A 20510-nucleotide genomic window follows, 5' to 3' on the forward strand; every position below is an offset into this window, starting at 1 on the left:
CTTACTTAGTTCTTCTCTAGCGCTTTAGCCTGAATGGCCGTCAGTGCGATGGTGAATACGATATCATCGACCAATGCACCACGTGATAGATCATTAACGGGTTTGCGCATCCCTTGTAGCATCGGTCCAATACTGATGACGTTGGCGCTTCTTTGTACCGCTTTATAGGTGGTATTACCGGTGTTTAGATCGGGGAAGATAAACACCGTCGCATGGCCAGCCACCGAGCTATCCGGCGCTTTCGATTTGGCAACACTTTCCATCACCGCGGCATCATATTGCAGTGGCCCATCAATCAGTAAGTCCGGGCGTTTCTCCCGGGCAATACGGGTTGCTTCCCTAACTTTATCGACATCGGCGCCTTTACCGGAAATCCCGGTGGAATAACTAATCATCGCGACCCGGGGAGGAATACCGAAGGCGATAGCGGAATCTGCTGATTGGATGGCAATATCGGCCAGCTGCTCGGCGTTGGGGTCGGGGTTGATTGCACAGTCACCGTAAATCAGCACTTGCTCGGGCAGACACATAAAGAAGATCGACGAGACTAGGTTGCTGCCGGGATCTGTTTTGATCAACTGCATCGGTGGGCGAAGCGTATTGGCGGTGGTATGTTCCGCGCCACTGACGAGCCCATCGACATGACCCATCTCTAGCATGAGGGTGCCGAGCACCACATTATCCTGCAACAGTTGTTTGGCTATAAAGTCAGACACCCCCCGTTTGCCCCTTAGCTCGACGAGTCGTTTAATATAGTCATTACGAATTAATTGCGGATCCATTATGGTGATTTTATCGTTCAGGATGACCCCCTGATTTTTGGCGATCTGAGCAATCTCTTTGGTATTACCAAGTAGTACGCAGCGGGCGATGCCCCGTTCGGCACAGATAGCTGCAGCTTTAACCGTGCGTGGCTCATTACCTTCCGGCAGGACAATTAATTTATCGGCTTGACGTGCTCGGTTGATCAATTGATAGCGGAACGCCGGTGGCGACAGGCGTCGTTGATAGTTGTCATCCACCATCGTGTTGAGCCAGTTGCGATCGATATAGGCGGCGGTGGCTTCTTTTATATCGCGGATGCGCTGATGATCATCGATTTGAGTGCGCTGGTTCATCTGTGTCATGGCCAGGGCAGTTTGCCAGCTATTCAGTTGAGTGCTGAGTATCGGCAAGCCGGTTTTACAGGCCCCCGCACAGAGTTTGAGCACCGGGGCCGAGGGGGTGAAGCCATCGGTCAGGACCACGGCGGCTAACTCGATGCCATTCATGGCGGCCATGCAGGCGGCTATCACCATGTCATCCCGGTCGCCGGGGGTAAAGACCAGTGAGCCTGGCTTAAACTCATCCACTGAATTAGTCACACTGCGGGCGCATAACGCAATACGTGCTGCCCGGCGGGAGGCTATATCGCCGGTATTGATTATCGTTGCGTTCAGGTATTGGGCGATATCTTTGATTCTCGGAGTGATCAGCTCCGGGTTCCAAGGGATACAGCCAAGCAGGCGAAATTGATCATTGAAAATGGTCGCATGCTCGCGGATCACCTCTTCGGTTAGGCTGTGAATGATGGTTTGGCCGGCATCGAGAAACGGCTGCATATGTCCATCACGATCAACGGGGGCACCCAGTTTGCTGAGCATGCAACCGACCAGTTGTTTGTTGTTAATGCCGCCATAAGCGCGGGCGGTAATATCGATATGATCCTGCAGGGCTTGAATACTGTCGCTGCCCGGTGTCGCCACTAAAATAACCTGAGCATCCAGCGCTTTGGCGATCTCTTGGTTGATGCGGGTGGCATAGGGCTGACTTTCGGTATGCACCATACCCTCGATAATCACCACTTCATTATCAACCGGTAGGTTTTGCTCATAACGGGCGACTAACTGCTCTAACAGTTGGTTGCCTTTATCTTGGCTAACTAATTGTTCGACATCGCGAATGGCGACCGGTTCTGCAATTGGCGCGCTACAGTCGCCTTGAAGCATGGCGATGGTGGAGTCGACTTTGTCACTGTCTTCTTGGCCGATGGGTTTGAAAAAGTGGACCTTTATGCCCTTTCGGTTCATCGCTTGAAACAGGCCCAGTACCGCGGTGGTGAGGCCTGCGCCTACCCCAGTAGGGGCTATTAGTAATGCTTGAGACATCAGCGTTCCTTAAGGTCGATAGCGATCTTGTAATCGTTCCCGGTGCTTTCACGGGAGTTGAATTGGATTGTAAAAAAGGAACCAGACTTAGAAGCGTTGTTTTTGACTGGTGTGGACAGAGATTCTACGGCGTTGTTAGCTCAATTTATAGGTTTTCATCACCGCTAAAGCCGGGCTAGATCAATATTATCTCGCTACTATTGTCGCGCATTGGTGGCAATTGCGGCTATCGATAGATAGCAATATAAGGTCTGTTGGAACAGATTGAGTAGCGTTAAATGTTGTGCGTAATTTGATAATTAATAGTGGTTATCTATTAACGCTATAATATTTATTGCTGTTCTGAATACGAAACGGGTAATATCCCCTGAAAGGGGTAGGTGTATAAAATTGGTGATGATTGGACATTGTTTGAGTCTTATTGTTAGCCGTTAAATTGATGATTTATGTCATTAAAACAATAGATTAGAGTTTTTTTTCTTGGTTTTCGATAGACTTAAAATCCGCTCTCATAGTTCAGGCTATTCCCTGAAGTAACGCTTGTCTGTGTTAATTGCAGAACAGTGGCTCTTTCTATTTTCAAAAATGGGTGTTAAAAATAACGAACATCTATCCGCTAAGAGATAGATTCGTTATTCAGGCGTTGCGGCAAAATTAAGCAACCGGTTGTCCGTCAACAGGCGCCTGCCTGAGTTATAAGAATTTATAAAAAAATAGGAAGACGATAGTGAAAAGAAGAGACTTGCTTAAAGCAGCAGCAACCGGTATTGCTGCAGCCCCCTTAGCCCTTTCCTCAACCTCTGCCAATGCTGGGAATAATGTCCGACTGCGGATGCAGACATTGTATGGCACCGAGACGGATGATCTTTATAAAGAGTTCACTAACGATGTAAAAGCGGTGTCGAATAAGAGTGTGCGTATTCAACGCTTCCGTGGATCAGAGTTGGTACCGAATGATCAGATGTTGGATGCGGTTGCCAAAGGCACGCTGGATATGTGTCAGGGATATGCCGGTTATTGGGCGGGTCAGCTAGATATTGGTAAGATCGAATCCGGTATTCCCGGCGCTTGGGCAAGCTATGATGAAGCGATCTATTTGCATCAAGCGAAGGGACTGACAGCGTTACTGGAAGAGGCCTATGCCGAGAAAGGCGTTAAGTACTTAGGGGCTGTCTTTGGTGGGCCTTATGATTTGCTGACGACTAAGCCGGTGAATAGCCTTGAAGACCTGAAAAAACTGAAAATCCGCGCGACTGCAACGGTTGCTGGTATTCTGGAAAAATTTGATATTCCTACCGTTTACCTGCCAAGCCAAGAACTTTACGTTGCGCTGTCGACCGGCGCTATTGATGGTGTTATTTACGGTGGCTCGTTGGAATATAAAGCACTGAAGTTGCACGAATCCGCTAAATATTACACCTATCTTAATATGATCAATCCCGGTTATGCCGATGGCATGTTGATCAATATGAAGAAATGGGACTCCCTCTCTGAAGATCAGCAAAAAGCACTGGAATTAGCGACCGCTAAACATGCGGTCAATATGCATGCTTGGAACGTGAACGGTTGCTTGGATGTTAATGGCGAAGGGATCTTTGAATTTTCCTCATTACCTGAAGCTGATTCTAAAGCACTGACAACGGCTGCGATGGATGTGTGGAAAGAGGAAGCGACTAAGTCTCCACGTAACGCCAAGGCTATTGACGCGATCACGGCAACAGCTAAGGCAACAGGGAGAATCTGATGTCAAAGCTTTCTCAATATCTTGCGTTTCAAGACAGGGTATCTGAGTGGGTTGGTCGGACCTTCTGTTGGTTGTGTCTGGCCATGATTGCAGGACTTTGCTACGAGGTAGGGGCGCGTTATTTATTTAACAGCCCGACCTCGTGGGCACACGAGTCGACCACCATGCTGTACGGCACATTCTGCATTCTGGCCGGTGTTTATACCCATAAACACCATGGCCATGTGCGCAGTGAAGTGATCTACAACCTGTTCCCCGAGCGGGGCCGGGCGGCACTGGATGTGATTACCGGGGTGATCGGTTTGGTGGTGTTTGCGGTATTTTTCTACATTAGCTTTAACTTCGCTGCAGATTCTTGGGCGATTAGAGAAGTGTCATCGAAGAGTACCTGGGGGCCTATCGTGTACCCGTTCAAGTCCGTGCTGCCACTGGCGGTTGGCCTGATGATGTTGCAGAGCATTGCGGCGCTGATTCGTAGCGTCATGGTCGTTATCGGGATACAACCTGAACCACAAGTCTGATGTTGGAGTTGTCTGAGACGGCGCTGTAACTCTCTCTATCTGGCCCAGTCAACAATCGTTTTGCTGGCGCGCAGATCTTCAATAGAACAAAGGTGTATGTGTGTTAGATCTAGATCCCTTAGTGGTTACATTCGGCATGTTCTTTTCGATGCTGATCCTACTGGCGATAGGCGCTCCGCTAACTTGGGCGCTACTGACCGTGGGTGTGGGTTCGGCTTATTTTCTCTGGGGCCCAGCCGGGCTTGAATTGTTGGCCACCAGTGCGTTTTCGGCGATGGATAACTTCCTGCTGGTGGCACTACCGATGTTTATTTTCATGGGCTTGATGCTGCAACGCTCCGGCATCACCGATGATCTGTTCGACATGATCAATAAGCTGATGGGTGGTATACCCGGCGGCTTGGGCATGGGCACCGTCATCATCTGTGCCATTATTGCCGCCATGGCAGGAGTCTCCGGTGCGGCGACGGTGAGTCTGGGGATTATTGCGTTGCCATCGATGCTGAGTCGTGGCTACGATAAGAAACTGGTCACCGGCACGATTATGGCTGGCGGTGCATTGGGCTTTCTGATTCCTCCGAGTGTGCTGATGATTGTTTATGCTTTCTTGGCACGGGAATCGGTCGGTAAGCTATTTGCCGCCGGGATGATGCCAGGGTTGATGTTAGCCGTTATTTATATGGTGTATATCTTCCTATTTGCGGTCAAGAATCCCGATAAAGCACCACCGATTGCACTGTCTGAACGCTTAGGCGCCGTGGATAAAATCAAGGCACTCAAAGCACTGGTTCTGCCTGGGGCACTGATCACGACCGTCTTGGGCTTTATTATCGGCGGTGTTACCTCTCCATCGGAAGCCTCTGCGGTGGGCGCTGCAGGTTCGTTAGTTTGTGCTGCGATTTATCGCACACTGAACTTGAAGATGCTCAAAGAAGTATTGATGAGCACGACTCAGCTGATGGGTATGCTGCTCTGGATTACTATTGCGGCGGTCTTCTTTAGTAAGATCTATATCGGCCTAGGTGCGGGTATGTTGATTACTGAGTTGGTGCAAGATTCCAACCTTTCGCCTTATATGGTTATTGTGGCGATGTTGGCAACTTACTTTATTCTGGGTATGTTTCTGGATGACTTTGCCATCGTCTTTATCACTGTGCCGTTGTTTGTGCCGATTGTGCAGGAGCTTGGGTTTGATACAGTCTGGTTTGCCGTGCTATTCATTATCAGTATGCAGACCGCTTATCTAACGCCACCGTTTGGCTATAACCTGTTTTATATGCGCTCGGTGGCGCCACCGTCGATTACCATCTATGACCTGTATAAAGCGGTTATTCCGTTTATCATTTTGCAGGTGATTGGTTTGGCATTGGTGGTGATCTTTCCGCAGATTGCATTGTGGTTACCTAACCAGATCTTTGGTTCATAACCGCTGTCTAAACTGATAAAAGCCGCTCAATGAGCGGCTTTTTTGGTTAACGATCGGGGCTTAATGGCGAGCGGTTGAATGCATCGCTTTTAACCATGCGGCACCATCATCTTCGGTCAGAAAGGTACGGAAATTGATGCCGTGAATCATGGCTGATTTCTCAACGATAATGTTGGTTTTGATATTGGCGGGGTTTGTATCAACATAGGCGATAACAAGCTCAGGCCAGATCCACTCTTGTACACCGGCAACGATATTAAAGGTATCGGTGAGTGAGCGGGTACCCTCGAGGTGGAAGATCGCTAAGATAAGGTTTAAATGCTTGCTCTGACAGTGCTTGGCAACAGCTTCCCACATAGACAGAGATTCTTGTGCTACGTTGGTTTCGGCCCGAGTTCCTGTGACCTCAATACGAAGGTAGTTATCGCATTCTGATATAGCATACTGATACGACATCGATAACCTCTTTTTATTCAAATGATTGAAACATCAGTTTACGACAGTCGTTATGAAAGTTGGCTATCGTCAGTTGATGACATCAGGGTATTCAATATGCAACGAGTTTTAGCATTACCTAACGTACTCGAAACCACTGATTTACTTGATGAATCGCTTTTGCTTTGGGCGATTTAATCTATACCTTGGCAGTCCTTTTCTTACTAAGGATCAGTATAGCAGCGTAATCGCGGCTCTGTTATCAGCAATGCTATTTCTTCTATAGGCTTTGCTTGTTAGGGCCGCTATCGAGGTGGCGAACGGAACATCGACCTCTTTTATCCCTGAAGAGGCGATGTTTTAGATGACCGGTATCATCGAACGACGGGGGGTTTAAGATAGTTGGTTAAGGGATCGGGGGGCGAGTCCGGTGTGACCATGCGCAGTGAATCAATAAACAGGTGGAACATCTCGGCCTGCGAATTGATATCCAATTTTGCGTAGATATTTTTACGATGGTGTTTAATGGTTTCTGGACTGATTTCTAACTTCTGGGCGATATATTTAACCGCGTAGCCCCGCAGTACCAACTGTAAAATTTGTGTTTCCCGTTGGGTTAGCACCGAACTGCCAAAGTTGCTTAAAGCGCACTCTAAATGGGATTCCAGAAAGGTTTCTTTCTGTTCCTGTTCTGAGCGGTTCCACCATTTCAATAGAATGGCTTTTACGGTGGAAAATACCCGTTCAATCAAAGCTTGTTGCGCTGGACTGAATTTGGGTTTGTTATCCTGGCGGCTAATGGACACCTGAATACTGGCGTTTTCTGTTGGAATAATCAGGCAGATCTCGTCACCGAAATTGACCAGTCGATAATAGACCCGGTAAAACTCACTCTGCTTGAAACCATCGGGTGCAACTTCTGCCAGGCTATGCACGCCTTCGGCAGGCCCATCGACTGCTAAACGATAAAAGGGGTCCAGTAGGTAGGCGCTTTCAAGATACTGATCAATATGAATGCGGGGATCTTCACCACGGCGTCGTTTGCGTGACGGGCAATAGGGTTGGCTGCCGTCAGGGTAGACAATCAGAGTGCTGCCATCCGCATCGACGATCCGGCGAAGTGAGTCCATCAGATTATCAACGGCGTCATCATTGACCCCGTGGGTAATAATACCGGCAATGGCATCATGCCAGAGCATCAAGGGTTGTTTTGCTACACGATGAAACTTCGACAAATCAGAAACCTTAACCAGCGATGTTGTAGAGGGCTAATTAAAGCCTGCTTTCTGTGTGGAGACAATAGTTTATATGCCTGATTGACTAACAGTAGTGGGTTTTTCTGAGTTCAGGTGTGAATAAAGTTTTTTCTGTTGGATGATTGTTGTTGACGCGGCTGTCCGCTGGGGGGTATTTGTTAGGGTTTAGGTCGCGCGTTGAGATTTCGGCTCGAAGGTATCAGGCTGAGAGTGAGAAGGTTTGTTTGATGATGGTTTATCAATAAGCCCTCAACGTCGGTTTCGCTGGTGAGCTGTTATTGAAGTCTGTATCTTCAGGCATTAATGTTGGCGTTGATTCGTTATGGAGGAAGTCGTTGATGGGTTACTGGTTTTTGGCGATTGCGATCGCTGCTGAAGTGATGGGGACGTTGGCGTTAAAAGCATCACAGGAGTTTAGTCGACCGGTTGCCAGCACCCTCTGTGTGGTTGGCTACCTAACGGCATTTTACTTTTTGTCCTTAGTGCTTAAAACAGTGCCGGTTGGTGTGGCATATGCTATCTGGGCAGGAATGGGGATTGTCTTGATTGCGTCGCTGAGTGCGGTTATGTACAAAGAAATACCCGATATTCCGGCCATCATCGGCATGGGGTTTATTATTACGGGTGTGGTGATTATGAATATCTTCTCTAAAACCGCGGCGCATTAGCGGCGGTCAGTCTGCTTAGATTTAAGTGTTATTGATGCAGCTTCTGTAGCAGCCATTGCAGCCCTGGATCGTTGGCGTACAGCGGATGGTGTAGGGTGATCATCTCAATTTGAGGCATACCCTTGGGTGGCGAGATCAGCCTTACCGGTAACATCTGGGCAAACAGCAGTGCCATTTGCCGTGGCAGTGTCATGATAGCATCGGTGAATGCCACGACACGGGCGCCGGCCATATAGTTGACGGTGCGGGCTATCGGGTTTCGTTGATGTTGTTGTGCTACTAGCCAATGGTCTATCTGGTCGGAGGTAACGCCGGCCAAGTCAGAGAACAACACATGCTTTAGCTGACAGTATTGTTGTAATGAGAGTTGCTGGCCAACTAAAGTATTTTGCTCTGCAACCAGACAAGCGTAGGGTTCGTTGTGCCATTGTCTACGGATGAGCTGCGGATCAATTTGTTGCCGATTATCCAGTCCGGCGATGAGATCTATTTGTCGGTTTTCCAACTGTTTAAGGTTGCCATCTTGAGCGATGACGTCAATCTGAATACGAATGCCGGGGGCGGACTGCTGTAGTTCCTGCATCAGTGGGGGCAGGGTGATAGCCTCAAAATAGTCGGTGCTGGCAATGGTAAAACAGCGCTCTGAACGGGCGGGGTCAAAGGGCTCCGGTGGGTTCAAGCTGTGCTCAATCATACGAATTGCTTGACGAATATCCGGTAGCATTGATTTGGCACGGGGGTGAGCTTTAGGCCATTGCCGGCGCGCACGAGTAAAGGGTCATCAAGTTGTTGCCTGAGTCGGTTGAGGGCGTGGCTCATGGCTGATTGACTCAGACACATCCGTTGCGCTGCACGGCTAACATGACACTCGGTTAGCAGCGCTTCGAGTAACAGTAGTAGGTTTAGATCGAACTGACGCAAGGGCTTCATAGAGTCTCTGTTATTAATAGTGTGCATGAGGTTATTATAACTATGCATTTCAATAATTACACTCAGCAAGGTAGGCTGCTCTTAATGAGTGACAATTCAATTGTATTTAGAGGTGAGTGATGTCTGATATACCTAATACGGTGGCGAATGCCGAGCTGCCTATTTATGGCTCGCTAGGTATGACGTTTATGGAGTTTCCGGTCGTCAGTGATCTGCCAAACAGTGATGCGGAGGTGATTGTCGCCGGTGTGCCGTTTGATATGGCGACATCGGGTCGTCCGGGCGCCCGGTTTGGGCCGAGTGGCGTGCGTCAGGCATCGGCGCAACTAATCTGGGAAGGGGCGCGTTGGCCTTGGTCATTTGCCTTAGATGATCATCTTAAGGTGGCGGATTCCGGTAATGTGCTGTTCAAGCATGGTGAGCCTCAGACCATGGTGGATAATCTGCAGCAGCATATCGGTGCCATTTTGGCGGCCGGTAAATCTTCACTGACGTTTGGTGGGGATCACTTTATTACCCTGCCGGTTTTACGCGCCTATGCTAAACAGCATGGCCCATTGGCATTGATTCATTTTGATGCCCACACCGATACCTATTCCGGCGGTACTCAGTATGACCACGGCACGCTGTTTCACCATGCGGTGGAAGAGGGGTTGGTGGATACGGAGCACTCGATTCAGATCGGTATTCGCACCACTTATGATCCCGACGATCATCCATTTGAAGTATTGGATGCTGCCTGGGTTGGCGATCATGGGCCGCATGCCATTCTAGAACGGATTCATGCCCGTGTGGGTGACAAGAAAACGTATGTCAGTTTTGATATCGATGGGCTTGATCCCGCCTATGCGCCAGGCACAGGCACACCGGTATCCGGCGGCATGACAATGGATTGCGCACTGAAAGTGATTCGTGGCCTTCAAGGGCTTAATCTGGTGGGCATGGATGTGGTGGAAGTGGCGCCGGCATATGACCATGCGGAAATTACCTCGCTGGCTGGGGCGACCTTAGCACTCGAATATTTGTATGTCTTGGCGAGTAATAAACAAGCGGCGGGATAAAACTGTCTGCTAAGTAAGGATGCTCGGTTAGTCTTGGGGTTGCTATCAATTAAGATAGCAGCCTTAATGAGATGGTTCCCCTCGCTTTTAACCAGCTATGCTGGAAAGGTGACGAAACCAACAAGGAGAACCATCTCATGTATATCAAAGTCCTTGGAATCGATTTAGGCAAGTCTTCTTTTCATTTAATGGGTCGTGACGCCCAAGATCAGCAAGTTTGCAAAAAGAAACTCTCTCGTCAAAAACTCATTACGTTTATCGCTCAACTCCCACCATGTCTCATTGCATTTGAGGCCTGCGGCGGTGCTCATTGGTTAGGTCGCCTCTGCTTGGATCATGGCCATGACGTTCGATTAATCCCACCTCAATACGTTAAACCTTTCGTTAAAGGCAACAAAAATGACTTTATCGATGCATTGGCGATTACTGAAGCGGCCCGTCGTCCTGACATGCGTTTTGTCGCCGTTAAGTCGATTGAGTCACAAAGTCAGCTCATCGTACACCGAGTGCGTGAAGGCTTTGTCGCCGATCGTACCGCCTGTATGTCGCGTATAGGTGCGTTATTACTAGAGTTTGGATTATCTTTCCCGCGTGGGCACTCGGCCATGAAAAGACTGTTTTCATGGTTAAGTATGCAAAAAGTAACACTATGCCCAGCCATCATTGGTGAGCTTCAGGTGCTGCATGAGCACTACTGTTATTTAAATGAAAAAATCGCCGCTCAGGACGCAAAAATCGTTAAACAGGTTAAGGAAAGTAGTCGTTGTCAGCTATTAAAAACGGTTCCAGGCATTGGTGACATGACAGCAAGCCAGTTAGCGGCAGAAGTAGGCAATGCGCATCAGTTTAAAAACGGTCGGGAAATGGCTGCCTGGTTAGGGTTGGTGCCACGGCAATATTCAACAGGAGGAAAACCGACATTATTAGGTATTAGTAAACGAGGTAATAAGCGCCTCAGGTGTTTACTGGTACAGGGTGCGAGAGCGATCTTATCGCGATTAGACAGTTATCGAGGCGTAATGTACGACTGGCTAAGAAAGCTACGCGCAAAAAAATCATTTAATACAGTGTGCATTGCCTTAGCGAATAAGCTATCGAGAATAGCCTATGCCATTTTAAGTAAGAATGAGCCTTATCAGGTGCAACAAGTTTAATCGGGTTTGCAATAATAGAGCGTGATGATGAAAACGGTTGACCGTCTGGGTAGTAAACCTGTCACAAAAAACAGCTGTTATAAGCTGTCGGCTTTTTTAAGGGCTATCTGGCGCGGATGCTCATCGTGGAGCGGGAATAAAAGCTTCCCAACTTAAGACTCCGAATACATTAGCGCAAAACCACCTCACGATCACAAATCTATGTTGCAATCATGAGGGGAACCATACATTTTTGTGGGCTAAATTTGGGCACTTAGGGGGAGTTGTTGCTCAATGATTGACTTGAGTCGAGCCAACGCCTGCTCAATTTGAGTCTCACTGTCACCGGCAAAGCCGATCACGAGCCCTGAGCGAGGGGGTTGTTGATCATAATAATAAGACAGTGGACGTATCCCCAACCCCGCTTGCATCGCTTGTGCAACGATAGCTTTATCATCACTGCCCGCGGGGAGCAGGAACACGCTATGCATCCCGCCATCACTGGGTTCCCATCTAAGCTGGCCTGCAAATAATGGGTCGACCCGCTGTCGCAGGTAGTCTCGACGCGCTTTATACAGTTTACGCATCCGTCGCAGGTGACTAGCGAATAACCCTCGGGACATGAAATCGGCCAGTGCTAACTGAGGTAGGGAAGATAAGCCGCCGTCAAGGAAGCCCCGCATCCGGTTAAAAGGCTCGACAAGCGCCGGTGGTAGCACCAGATAGGCGAGCCGGATGGCGGGGTGGAGAATACGACTGAAGGTGCCGGAGTAGATCACTGAATGTTCTCCATCCAGCCCCTGCAGCGCGGTGAGCGGCGGGCCATCAAAGCGGAATTCACTATCGTAGTCATCCTCAATAATGCAGCAGCCTTGCTGTTTAGCCCACTGGAGTAGCTGTAAGCGTCGCTCGATGCTGAGGGTATATCCCAGAGGGAAGTTTCGTGAAGGGGTGATAAAGGCCAATCGAGCATCCTGCTGTGGCGTTAGGGCCAGATCGCTTCTGAAGCCCTGTCGATCGATCGGCACTGATACTTTTATTCCGCCAGCGTTGCTAATTGCGCCATCGATACCGGGAAAGCCCGGGTCTTCAACTAATACTTTATCGCCGGGGTTCAATAGCATGGAAAAGGCTAACTGCATACCCTGTTGTGAGCCGGAACAGATCATTACCTGGGCCATGGTGCAATGCATCCCCCGGGTGGCATTGAGGTAGTTGGCGATCTCATTGCGTAGGGCCGGTTCGCCCATATAGTCTTGGTCGCGGCTAAATTTCATCTGTCGCCCGGCATGCCCAACCGAGCGTTGCCAAGCCGGCCAAGGGAATTGGTCCAGAGCGGGAATGCCAGGCAATAATCGTTGCTCTCTATCTTGATGATACAGCGGGCGTATCTGCTCTAGCTGAGTGCTCTTAGTGGAAAGCCGGATCGGCTGGTAGGCAGGCTGTCGACGGGCCTGTTGTGTGCGACGGTTTGGTGCTAATTGAGCCGAGATATAACTGCCATTGCCCTGACGCGTTTCGATATATCCTTCGGATTGCAGCATCTCATACACCTGCTTTACCGTGTTGCGGGAAAGGCTCAGCAGGTCTGCGAGTTCACGGGTGGAGGGGAGTCGGCTATTGGATGGAAGTTGGCCGCTGAGAATGCGTTGCTGAATATAGTTAAACAGGGCGCGATAACGAGGGTGTTGTAGGGTTTCGAGCTGCAGAAAAGGGATAAACAGTTCTGAATGGGATGATTTATTCACAGTGGGCCCTAAAAGTTATCAATAATTGGGTCTTATTTGGATCCACTATAGCGACTAATCTTGTCCTTTAACAAACTTAAATGATGTGAAGGATTTACCATGAGTGACGTTGCTGTAACCGAACGAACCCGGGTCAGGCGTGGCCGCAAAATAGCAAACTATGATCGGGATATGATTAATAACATCCTCGATGAGGCTTGGGTCTGCAATATTGGGGTGAGTGTGGCTGACGAGGCGATGGTGCAGCCAAGCTCCCACTGGCGGGTTGGTGATGAGTTATTTCTGCATGGCTCGGTCAAAAATGGTTTGTTTCAGCAGGTAATGAAAGGGCAAACCGCCTGTATAACGCTGTGTTTGTTAGACGGTCTGGTGTTTGCGCGTTCGGCGTATCATCACTCGGTTAATTTCCGTTCTGTGGTGCTCTATGGCAAGGGCCGTTTGGTTGATGATCCCGAAGAGAAGCGGACGGTCTTGGATGCGATGCTGGATAAATATAGCCCTGGGCGTTCGTCAGAAGCGCGGCCACCGAATGCCATCGAAATGAAAGCGACGGCTGTCTTTGCTTTTCCCATTGAAGAGGTGTCGGCAAAAGTCAGCACTGGTGGGCCGAATGATGACCCTGAGGATATGGCGTTAGATATTTGGGCGGGGGTAAAACCTGTGAGCTCTGTGGTCGGAGAGTTGATACCCGATTAGTGGGCGGGCTGTAAATTCGCCAGAGTGTTATTACATGGTGCTGTGATGCATTTCATGGCACTTTTGGAATACGAGCTATGGAATACGGTTAGGGCTGGTTTCAATGATCTGGCAAAAATGCTTGAGCAGATAAGGGTCATGTTTGACGCCTGTTTCTTGGGTGATCAGGGTGATAATTTCGGTATGGCTACGACCGCGGTGATAGGGGCGGGTAAACGCCATAGCATCATAGCTATCAACAATGCTGATAATGCGTGCACCTATGGGAATATCTTCTCCCGCAATGTTATCTGGATAGCCACTGCCATCAAAATGCTCATGGTGATGACGGATAATATGGGCGGTTTGTTGCGCGCCATCGAGTTCGGTAGAGCAGACGATTTTTTCGCCAATCTCCGGATGACGCTGCATCACTTCCCAGTCGTCTCTATCGAGCTTGTCGGGCTTCATCAGAATACGGTCGGGAATGCCTATCTTGCCAATATCGTGGAATTTAGAACTGATGCGCAGAGCGCTCAGTTGACCCTCACTTAGGCCGACAGCCATGCCCAATTCAGCGGCTAGAATTTGCACTCGATCGGAGTGTTCAAGGGTAGAGTAGTCGCGGAATCCTAGCGCGATTGATAGGGCTTTAGTGCGGTCTTCTAAGGCTTGGTAGGTACGTTTTTCAGCCGGGCTCATGCTGGCTCCTTGGTCTGATAATACTCTCTTTAGAGTGGTTCTATGGTTAGGATAGAATCAGTGACGTTGTTTTATCAGACGGTATGTCCATATAGTTCTAAGCGGGTTACCCTTGAAAGTAAAGCGTTATTCGGTGCAAATAGCAATAAGGGACGTGCTACAGATGAAGAAATATTACCTTGTCGGTATCTGTTCACTGTTGTTGAGTGGCTGTGTCATCAGCGATGGAAAGTTTGCATCACAGAACTACATTGTCGACCTTAAACAGCAGCGTTATTGTATTGAAGATGGGTTTGAGTGTTATGCTTTTTCGTTGATTCAGCCCTCTTTTCGGGAGGGCTGGATTGCTGCAGCCTTTAGTATGCCGAAACAGTATTACAGTTGGCGTGGCGAAGAGCTAGCGGCATTGGTATTGAATCCACTGGATGATCGCTATCAGGCCGAGCAAGTGGGTGATCAGCTATATCGGGTACCGCCGACCTATGCCACACATGTGGTTTGGGATGTCTTAGCGATGGAGTATTACACCCTGTATCGCGACGATGAGGACATGTTATTACAACAGCGATGGCCTCAGCCACGCCGGTTTGCGACACCGAACTAACTAGCCTAAACAGTCTTAGTTTAAAAGGCTCAGTTGAAAGGCCTTTGCTGAACAGGTGTTAGCCAACGGCCAGCCAGATACCTACTGCGATCATCAGTGATCCGGCGATGCGATTCATCAATTTAACATTACTGCGGTTGAGCAGTAGGTGACGCATGGCCTTACCACCACTGGCATAGATAAGCAGACAGCTGAACTCTAATGTCAGAATCACCGCGATCAGCAAAGCCAGTTGTGGCGCCAAAGGTTGGCTCTGATCTAAAAATGGTGGCAGCAAAGTGACGAAAAAGGCCCAGCCTTTGGGGTTGGCGATCGCGGTAATAAAACCATTGAACGCTAACTGTAAGTTACCTTGATGCCTTACCTCCGCACCGGGCTCTTGCATCACCAGCTTGCCCTTTGATTGCCACATCTGCAATCCCAGCCAGCCAAGATAGGCGCCACCGCCAAGTTTTAAAAAGATAAAGGCTTCTGGAAACTGCAGCATCAATGCCGCCACACCGGCCGCGGCAGCAGCGGCAACTAAGCCCACACCGATCAACTCGCCCCACATCATATGCAGGCTGCGGCGGACACCAATTGACATGCCGAGACTTAGCGCTAGGGTCATGCACATGCCAGGCGTGATCGAGACAAAGAAAAAGGTGGGAACAAACAGAGAGAGAAGAGTAACCGACATCCGTGCCTCAGCATGACAAAATTAAAACGGCATATTACGCGCAGTTCTCACAATAAAAAAGGCCACATAGAATATTCTATGTGGCCTTCATCAGACAGGCGAAGGGGGTACGTGCCTGATGGGTCGCTTAGTTTGACTTAAGTTTGACTTAGAAGGTGCGTGAGACACTGAAAACGACGGTGTCGTCATCAAAGTCATCAGTTTTAGCCCCTTCGATGTCGTTCGTCAGGTAAGCCACGGAGAGGTCCACTCCGGCAGCGCTGCCAGACAGTCCAATGGAGTAATCTTCATAATCCTCGGCATAAGCATCGCCAAAGGAGTGTCCGGCATGCAGGTCTAGGGCAATAGCGTCGTTGATAGGGTAGCTGTAATCTACGCCTAGGTAGTGAGATTCTTCCCCTGAGTTGCCGTAATCATCAGCATACGCATAGCTAAAGCTGAAATCACTGTAATAGAGGCTCGTGATCAGTTCTAGATAGTCATAGTCTTCGCCGCTATAACCGGAATAGGTGTAGTAAGCGACCATCACATCATAAGACAGCGCATCGTTGATATCGTTGCCGTAACCGACATAGTAATCGATCTCTAAGTTGGCATCGTCACCAAAATCAACATTACTACCCCAGATACCCGCATAAACGCCGTTATCAAAACCAACATCCAAGCTGCCTTGTACCGCAGGATCACCCATTGTTTGTGACAGACCATGGAAACGGTAGTCATTGGTAAATGAGATAGTGCCGGAAACATCGGCCGCGTGGACGGTCGTACTAAGGGCCATTGCCGCGGCTAGGCCGGTAAGAATCTTCTTCATCGAGAATACCTATGATTTTTGTTGAGTCATGATTATCTGGAAATGACGGGTTGAAAGGATATACCCAAGGAGGGATACCTATTTGTGGGTAGTCAGTCGTTGCTAGCAGCAGTGATCTAACGAGTCCGTTGTCACCGGTATTTATCACTATTGATCAGCGGCGTTGTTACAGCTACCCCCTAGGATATATAGCCGCCGTAGGCAATCGCTGCCTATACTGGCGTTCATTAAATCTAGGCCCATAAACCCAAGCCACTAGAACTAGCCTTGTGATCAGTCGAAGGGCAGGGTTATCACATTATTGAATACTGTTTAACCCCTGTTTCGGGATTGAAGAGAGCATGGGTTTGAATTGCTAACGGCCTGATAAATTAGTCAAAGCGCTGAGTGACGCGGGAGTACCCCGCTGCGGGTCGCTATACCTACTGATTGTGGAGAACAGAACCAATGAAAAGTTATTCTGAATGGCAAGCCCAAAGTAAAACCCTGAACTTCCATGATCGGGCTTTTATCAATGGTGAGTTTCAACCTGCGGCGAGCGGTGAGACATTCCCCTGTATTAATCCGGCGACTGAGCAGTTATTGGCTAATGTCGCTAGCTGCGATGAAGCGGATGTAAATGCCGCGGTTACGGCGGCCCGTGAGGTATTTCGACTTGGCAGTTGGTCTGAGCTGCACCCACGGGATCGGAAAAAGATTATGCTCCGCTGGGCGGATCTGATTGAGCTGCATCAGGATGAATTTGCCTTGTTAGATACCCTCGATATGGGTAAGTCAATTTCGGAAATGGTGAATATCGATGTGCCCGATGCGATTGACTGCATTCGTTGGACCGCCGAGAGTATCGATAAGGTTTATGGCGAAATCGCCCCGACAGGACATGACACCTTGGCGATGATTCATCATCAACCGGTGGGGGTGGTGGGAGCGATTACTCCGTGGAACTATCCTTTATTAATGGTGAGTTGGAAGATCGCTCCAGCGTTGGCGGCGGGTAACTCCGTGGTGCTTAAGCCGTCAGAAAAGTCGCCTTTAAGTGCTCTACGGTTGGCCGAACTCGCAGTACAAGCAGGTATTCCTGCCGGCGTGTTGAATGTGTTGCCGGGCTTTGGTCATACCGCAGGTAAAGCGTTGGCGTTGCATATGGATGTTAATGTGCTGGCCTTCACAGGTTCAACCCGAGTGGCGGGCATGTTGATGGGCTATGCTGGCCAGTCCAATATGAAGCGGGTGTGGTTGGAAGCGGGCGGTAAATCACCGAATCTGGTGTTTGCTGATGCGGAGATTAAAGCGGCAGCGGCGGCCTCGGCGGCGGCGATCTTTTGCAATCAGGGGGAGGTATGTATCGCCTGTTCTCGATTGTATGTGGAGAAAAGCATCAAAGAAGAGTTTGTCGCGGCCTTGGTTGAAGCGGCCGCACAGTTTCAGCCAGGTGATCCTCTGGACCCTGCCACCACAATGGGGCCGATGGTCGATGGCACTCAGTTGGCAACGGTCGAACGGTATATTCGCTCGGCTCAGGAAGAGGGTGGTCATGTGATTATGGGTGGGGTGCCAGAATATCAACAAGGTAAAGGCTTCTTCGCTAAGCCGACCATTGTTGATAATGCCCATAATGGAATGACCTTTGTGAAGGAGGAGATCTTTGGGCCGGTGCTCGCCGTTTGTGAGTTTGAGACCGAAGAGGAGGCGATCGCGCTGGCCAATGATTCTGCCTATGGTCTAGGGGCGGCGGTTTGGACCCAGAATCTTTCCCGCGCTCACCGGGTTAGCCGCAAAGTTGAAAGCGGCATGGTTTGGGTCAATACTTGGGGTGAAGGTGATTCTACGGTGCCTTTTGGTGGAGTGAAAGCTTCGGGTAATGGTCGTGATAAGTCTCTGCATGCGTTGGAAAAATATACCGATATAAAAAATGTACTGATCCGCTTATAAGGCATTGCTCAAATAGCCGGAACGCTCGGTATCGTACAAGAAAACAGATAAAGGCCGATGTTAACGCATCGGCCTTTTTTATGACTGATACAGACAGATAAGGGGAACTCTAAGGGCCTTGGGTCAATCGGTGGCTTGTGGGTCTCGATGCCACAGGAAAGATTTGCTGAACAGCGATCGAGTTAATCAGCGAGGTATTCTTTTTTCCAGTAGGTTAGAATTATCGTTTGATTTGACGGGCGTAGTTCGCGGCTAACGATATAGCGACTTTGCTCTTAGCGCCTTTGTGCTCGACGGGTTTTTCAACAGCACTATGCTGGAAAACGGCTGGAGAGAGTGCAACAGAGGTACCATCGAACGCGGCTGTTAGATTAAGATACAGACCACTTTGTTAACGACGTCAAACCCTTAACTACCTTTATGCTACTGAGTCAAAATGATAGATATGCAGTTAAACAGAGATCTTGATAGTTTAAATCTAGCATTCGATGCTTTGGATGAATGGGTTGTTGTGGTTGATCATAGCGCTAAAATTCAATTTCTAAACCAGCCCTATGCGCAGTTTCTTGGTATTAAGCGTGAAGAGTCCTATGGCTGTCATGTGGTTGATGTGATTGAAAATACGCAGATGCATTCTGTGCTTGAAAGCGGACAAAAAGAGCTGTCTAGATTACAGAAGATACGTGGGCGGCATATGATCGCCAACCGCTATCCTATTCGCCAAGCGGGTAAAATTATTGGTGCGATTGGTTTTGTGCTTTATCACGACACCCATCAATGGCAGCAAATCAACACCCAAATTAAGGCCTTGGTATCCGATTTAGATTATTACCGCCGGGCCCTCGATAAAGAGCAAACCGGAGCTCATTATCATCTTAATGACTTGATTGGGCGTAGTCCGGCCATTCAAAACGTAAATGAAAGAATCAAAAAAGTGGCCGGTGGTGATGCTTCTGTCCTCATTCGTGGTGAGTCAGGTACAGGTAAAGAACTATACGCCCACGCGCTGCACTTATTATCGGAGCGTTCTAAAGGGCCGTTCATTAAGATCAACTGCGCTGCTATTCCTGAGCACTTGCTGGAGTCAGAACTTTTTGGATATGCGGAAGGAGCCTTTACCGGCGCTAAACGCGGTGGTAAACAGGGTAAGTTTCAATTAGCCAATAAAGGTACACTTTTCCTCGATGAAATCGGTGATATGCCGTTGAGTATGCAAGCCAAGCTACTACGGGTATTGCAAGATCGTGAGGTCGAGGCGGTGGGCTCCAATCAGTTAGTGAAAATTGATGTGCGCCTCGTGACGGCAACACATCAACCGCTGGAAAAACTGGTCGAATCTAATGAGTTCCGTGAAGACCTCTATTATCGTATTAATGTAGTGTCTGTCGCGCTGCCTCCGCTGAGGGATCGACGCGAAGATATCCCTGCACTGGCTGAGCATTTTCTAACCCGCCTAGCGAACCGAACTGGACGCCGAGCGCCTAAGTTAACGGTCGACGCGTTAACGCGGATGCTGGAGTATGGCTGGCCAGGTAATGTGCGGGAAATGGAAAACGCGATTGAATCGGCTTTCTATCTTAGCCAAGGTTATAAGATCTCGTTACAGGCTTTACCTGCGGCCTTAACGGAGGGGATTGAGATTATTGATCATCGCCTTGAGCAAGGTACCTTAAAAGAGCGCTTGGCGTTGGCTGAAAAAGAGATACTCGAACAAACGCTGATTGCTTGCAAGGGGAATCGCCAGCATGCGGCAAAAGTGCTGGGCATCGGAAAAACAACGATTTATGACAAATTAGTTCGCTATCAGTTAGCCAGCGAATCCTTCAATAATTAACCTCTATCGTTATTCTGTTGCTAGTTTAGTCAACATTTGATAGCCGCCATCTACATAATCACAAGTCCTCTTGCGCTTATTGCACTGGGTTATTTATCGAGTGCAATAAGCCCATAACAGAGTAACCCTTTGATGGGGTGTCCCTCATACTTAATTCGGTAATCCCTCTGTTTCGATAGCTGGCGTTCGGCACTGAATAAG

General features: G+C 49.0%; 19 protein-coding genes. 10 read left to right on the plus strand and 9 right to left on the minus strand.

All coding sequences use genetic code 11. From position 1 onward, the window contains the following. Positions 1 to 5: 5 nt before the first annotated feature. Positions 6 to 2147 carry a phosphate acetyltransferase gene (gene pta / locus AC0L4K_RS06455; protein WP_473268658.1) on the minus strand — a complete coding sequence of 714 codons (2142 nt, stop codon included), beginning with the start codon at positions 2145 to 2147 and terminating at the stop codon, positions 6 to 8. Between the two features lie 727 nt (positions 2148 to 2874). On the opposite strand from pta, the gene dctP reads away from it, so the two are divergent. The 3 genes from dctP (at position 2875) to AC0L4K_RS06470 (ending at position 5838) form a co-directional block, all read left to right on the plus strand. Then, positions 2875 to 3891, plus strand: a complete 1017-nt coding sequence (gene dctP, locus AC0L4K_RS06460) for a TRAP transporter substrate-binding protein DctP (protein WP_473268660.1) — start codon at positions 2875 to 2877, stop codon at positions 3889 to 3891. Then, the gene (locus AC0L4K_RS06465) at positions 3891 to 4412 is read left to right on the plus strand and encodes a TRAP transporter small permease subunit (protein WP_417227273.1); all 522 of its coding nucleotides are present in this window, start codon (positions 3891 to 3893) and stop codon (positions 4410 to 4412) included. The genes dctP and AC0L4K_RS06465 overlap by 1 nt, the downstream gene beginning before the upstream one ends. A gap of 100 nt (positions 4413 to 4512) precedes the next feature. Continuing rightward, complete coding sequence (locus AC0L4K_RS06470) at positions 4513 to 5838, plus strand: TRAP transporter large permease (protein WP_417227275.1); 1326 nt, start codon at positions 4513 to 4515, stop codon at positions 5836 to 5838. A 60-nt stretch (positions 5839 to 5898) separates the two neighbouring features. Here the strand turns inward: AC0L4K_RS06470 and AC0L4K_RS06475 are convergent, their stop codons facing one another. Beyond that, positions 5899 to 6294, minus strand: a complete 396-nt coding sequence (locus AC0L4K_RS06475) for a hypothetical protein (protein WP_473268662.1) — start codon at positions 6292 to 6294, stop codon at positions 5899 to 5901. 353 nt (positions 6295 to 6647) lie between these two features. Beyond that, positions 6648 to 7508: a response regulator transcription factor gene (locus tag AC0L4K_RS06480; protein ID WP_417227279.1), complete on the minus strand. Its 861-nt coding sequence runs from the start codon at positions 7506 to 7508 to the stop codon at positions 6648 to 6650. 356 nt (positions 7509 to 7864) lie between these two features. On the opposite strand from AC0L4K_RS06480, the gene AC0L4K_RS06485 reads away from it, so the two are divergent. After that, positions 7865 to 8197, plus strand: a complete 333-nt coding sequence (locus AC0L4K_RS06485; protein WP_417227312.1) for a DMT family transporter — start codon at positions 7865 to 7867, stop codon at positions 8195 to 8197. 28 nt (positions 8198 to 8225) lie between these two features. Here the strand turns inward: AC0L4K_RS06485 and AC0L4K_RS06490 are convergent, their stop codons facing one another. Continuing rightward, on the minus strand, positions 8226 to 8891 hold the full coding sequence (locus AC0L4K_RS06490; RefSeq protein WP_473268664.1) for a LysR substrate-binding domain-containing protein: 666 nt from the start codon (positions 8889 to 8891) through the stop codon (positions 8226 to 8228). Beyond that, the gene (locus AC0L4K_RS06495) at positions 8888 to 9127 is read right to left on the minus strand and encodes a helix-turn-helix domain-containing protein (RefSeq protein WP_473268666.1); all 240 of its coding nucleotides are present in this window, start codon (positions 9125 to 9127) and stop codon (positions 8888 to 8890) included. Before AC0L4K_RS06495 ends, AC0L4K_RS06490 begins: the two co-directional genes overlap by 4 nt. A gap of 119 nt (positions 9128 to 9246) precedes the next feature. Here AC0L4K_RS06495 and speB point away from each other — a divergent pair, with 119 nt between their 5' ends. Next, a complete protein-coding gene (gene speB / locus AC0L4K_RS06500) occupies positions 9247 to 10188 on the plus strand; it encodes an agmatinase (protein WP_417227283.1) in 942 nt (313 codons plus the stop codon). Positions 10189 to 10325: 137 nt separating this feature from the next. Further along, positions 10326 to 11342: an IS110 family RNA-guided transposase gene (locus tag AC0L4K_RS06505; RefSeq protein WP_473268184.1), complete on the plus strand. Its 1017-nt coding sequence runs from the start codon at positions 10326 to 10328 to the stop codon at positions 11340 to 11342. Between the two features lie 239 nt (positions 11343 to 11581). On the opposite strand, the gene pdxR is transcribed toward AC0L4K_RS06505, so the two are convergent. After that, the gene (pdxR, locus tag AC0L4K_RS06510) at positions 11582 to 13069 is read right to left on the minus strand and encodes a MocR-like pyridoxine biosynthesis transcription factor PdxR (RefSeq protein WP_473268667.1); all 1488 of its coding nucleotides are present in this window, start codon (positions 13067 to 13069) and stop codon (positions 11582 to 11584) included. Between the two features lie 99 nt (positions 13070 to 13168). Between pdxR and AC0L4K_RS06515 the strand changes: the two genes are divergently transcribed. Further along, positions 13169 to 13765: a pyridoxamine 5'-phosphate oxidase family protein gene (locus AC0L4K_RS06515; RefSeq protein WP_473268668.1), complete on the plus strand. Its 597-nt coding sequence runs from the start codon at positions 13169 to 13171 to the stop codon at positions 13763 to 13765. Between the two features lie 75 nt (positions 13766 to 13840). Here AC0L4K_RS06515 and AC0L4K_RS06520 read toward each other — a convergent pair whose 3' ends face one another. After that, entirely contained in the window at positions 13841 to 14446 is a 606-nt protein-coding gene (locus AC0L4K_RS06520; RefSeq protein WP_473268669.1) for an HD-GYP domain-containing protein, read from the minus strand. Between the two features lie 163 nt (positions 14447 to 14609). On the opposite strand from AC0L4K_RS06520, the gene AC0L4K_RS06525 reads away from it, so the two are divergent. Then, positions 14610 to 15050 carry a hypothetical protein gene (locus tag AC0L4K_RS06525; protein ID WP_473268670.1) on the plus strand — a complete coding sequence of 147 codons (441 nt, stop codon included), beginning with the start codon at positions 14610 to 14612 and terminating at the stop codon, positions 15048 to 15050. A gap of 58 nt (positions 15051 to 15108) precedes the next feature. On the opposite strand, the gene AC0L4K_RS06530 is transcribed toward AC0L4K_RS06525, so the two are convergent. Further along, positions 15109 to 15729 (minus strand): LysE family translocator, encoded by a 621-nt coding sequence (locus tag AC0L4K_RS06530; protein WP_473268671.1) that lies wholly within the window; start codon positions 15727 to 15729, stop codon positions 15109 to 15111. 148 nt (positions 15730 to 15877) lie between these two features. Further along, complete coding sequence (locus tag AC0L4K_RS06535; protein ID WP_473268673.1) at positions 15878 to 16543, minus strand: TorF family putative porin; 666 nt, start codon at positions 16541 to 16543, stop codon at positions 15878 to 15880. A gap of 447 nt (positions 16544 to 16990) precedes the next feature. On the opposite strand from AC0L4K_RS06535, the gene AC0L4K_RS06540 reads away from it, so the two are divergent. Together AC0L4K_RS06540 and AC0L4K_RS06545 are read left to right on the plus strand one after the other, a co-directional pair. Continuing rightward, the gene (locus tag AC0L4K_RS06540) at positions 16991 to 18475 is read left to right on the plus strand and encodes an aldehyde dehydrogenase (protein WP_473268674.1); all 1485 of its coding nucleotides are present in this window, start codon (positions 16991 to 16993) and stop codon (positions 18473 to 18475) included. Positions 18476 to 18920: 445 nt separating this feature from the next. Further along, a complete protein-coding gene (locus AC0L4K_RS06545) occupies positions 18921 to 20309 on the plus strand; it encodes a sigma-54 interaction domain-containing protein (protein ID WP_417227298.1) in 1389 nt (462 codons plus the stop codon). Positions 20310 to 20510: the final 201 nt, after the last annotated feature.

The sequence above is a fragment of the Amphritea sp. GJ51-11 genome, assembly GCF_055808735.1.